The organism is Bacteroidota bacterium, assembly GCA_034723125.1.
In the GTDB taxonomy this organism is placed as follows: domain Bacteria; phylum Bacteroidota; class Bacteroidia; order CAILMK01; family JAAYUY01; genus JAYEOP01.
On sequence record JAYEOP010000374.1, the window covers coordinates 1 to 2,568 of the forward strand.

1 protein-coding gene is annotated in these 2,568 nt (G+C 30.6%); it reads right to left on the reverse strand.

Annotated features, from left to right (window positions below; all coding sequences use genetic code 11):
• Positions 1-261: 261 nt before the first annotated feature.
• The coding region (locus tag U9R42_10015; protein MEA3496356.1) for a T9SS type A sorting domain-containing protein at positions 262-2,568 on the reverse strand (2,307 nt) is incomplete at its 5' end.

Sequence of the window (2,568 nt, forward strand, 5' to 3'; positions counted from 1 at the left end):
CAAAATAAATCCTGCTCTTTTTAATGAAATTGAATGTGGAAATATGGATGAAATTTTAGGAAAATATAATCTTTTAGAGTAGAAGTTTCCTAACCCGGATAAACCGGAAAAGAATAACTGCCACAGATTCACAGATTTTAAACTACCTTTGGTAGTTTGTATAAAAATTTATTCTAGTAAATTTCTTTTAATCTGTGAATCTGTGGCAGTTTATATTACACGAATATAAAAAAAAGAACCTAAAATTAAACAAATAAAAATTTACTTATCACTCCCAATTTTTAATATTCTATCTGTTCTTATACAATTATTATTTTCATCAAATACTTGAACAAAATAAAATCCGGATTCTAATTTTTCTATTTGAATTGTGTTTTTATTTTGCGAAAATGTTTTTTCAATTACTTTTTTGCCGGTAATGTCAAGTATGCAAGCTTTACGGATAGCAATTTCACTTTCAATAAAAATGGTTTTGTTAGCAGGATTTGGATAAACTTTAAATGATGAAGACAGTATATCTTGTGTACTCAACTTTGTCGGATTGCTTACAAGCTCACAACTTGCTTCAAGGTATTCATAATTTGTTGTTGCTTCCTGATTTGAAAAAACAAAATACCATTTGTCATTATTCGGAAGTGGTAAAACCATCTTTCCACTAACAATGTGTTTTTTGTATTGAAAAGATTCAAAGTTTTCACCATTAATAAATTTATCATAATTATTTTCATCACAAAGGAAAAATGAAACAGCACCTTTATCCTCAAGTTTGTAAGCAAATTGACTGTTTTGCACATCTCTATTATTGGTTCCTACTAAAATTTCTTCTGCATTAAAATTAATGCTTATTCCAATATCACTGCTTTTAGGAAGATAATAATTATCTGAAATTTTTAATAAAGGCATCTCGGCATTATCAAAAGTAGCAGTTTCTTCATATTTTTTATCTTTCATTGCTTTGGGCGAAATCACAGGATAGAGAGTGGTTGTGCTTGGAATTGTTCCGTAATTATGATGATAAACTTGTATTCCGTATTCTTTTTTATCTCCAATTTCAATCTCTACACTTCCAAGATGATTTGTCCATTGAAATGCACTTTTTTGCCATCCTGGATTGTAATAAGGACCGGGCTTGCACCAAAACATAACTTTTGCTCCATCAATTGGTAATCCGTTTTTATCAACAACATTTATTTTAAGAGTTGAAATATCCGTGTAATAATTTGTTTGAACAAATGAAGCTCCATCTGGTCTGTATCCTTCCACTATCGACATTGTCCAACCGCTACTTTCGTATGTTCCTCCTTTTAAGGTAGAAGTAAATCCCCAACCGCTTTTTTCAAGACCTCCTCTAAAAAATTCGTAATGATACCAATCTTCATCCCAAATCATTCCCCAAACGTGGTCTTCTCCTGATGAGCCTGTGTAAAGAAAAGGTACTAATGCAGTTCGTGAAGTAGCACTTAGCAAATAGGTGTCTTCACCACAATTACCATTGTTTTCAAAAAGAGCTTGGTTTGGCTGAACTGTTCGTGGTAACACAGCATCAACAGGAATAGCCCTTGATGCCCAGTTTCCAATTACATTCAATGCATTATCCGAATTTTTATATTGACGATTGAAAATATAATAAGTTTCATTTCTTTCCCAAAGCACTTCAGGTTTTTGAATGATTTCTCCAAATCTTTGAATTGTATTGATAGTACCCTGAGGTCCTGTTTTATTAACGAATGTGTAATCGTAATTTTTATTAGGATTATTCCAAATATAATTTCGCCAGAAATAACCATAAGTTTTTTGTTGTGTACTTGAATTGTTACTCTTTTGATAAACTCCCTCATCATGTAATTTTGGATGAACAACATACCAGTAATAAATGTCTTTTGGAATTTCTTTCCAAACAGTATCTCCCGGATTTATCACAATTCTATACTCTGTTGTTGTATAATAATCTCCTGTTGAAAAACTTCCGTATTCCTTTAGTCTTACATATTTTAGTGAATCAACAATATCGTAAATGAATTGTGCATTTTCAACAAGCATTTCTTTTTGTTGTCGGAAACGAGAATCTTTAAGTGATTCATAAGACAGAAAAGCCACCTGAAAAGCCACTTCATCAACTATATTATCATCAGCATTGTTTATTAAAGAGGCATAATCATCATCTAAATAATATTTTGTTAATTTTCTGAACTGGCGAATAAGATCATCTCTTAACCAATCAGGAGAACGCTCTATTGCTTGATTACAATCACTGTCAAAACCATAATCGGGTTTTATAAATTTAATATTTTGTGTAGATGGATTAATCTCAAAAGCTGAATATTCACCGGGAAAAAGTATTGCATTTCCTGTTTGAGAAACAAGGGTTTTTGAAAAAACATAGTCTGTTTCATTTGAATATGCTTGTTTGAAATTGGGTTTTATTGTCGTTTTTAATTCAACTGTTTTAATGTTATTTTTTAATTCAGTGTTTTTTGTTTTATTTCCTTCTTCTTTGTTCAAAGATATTTGAGCAAAAGAAATTGTTGTTATAAAAATGGAAATAAAAGTAACAAAGATTAAGCTTAA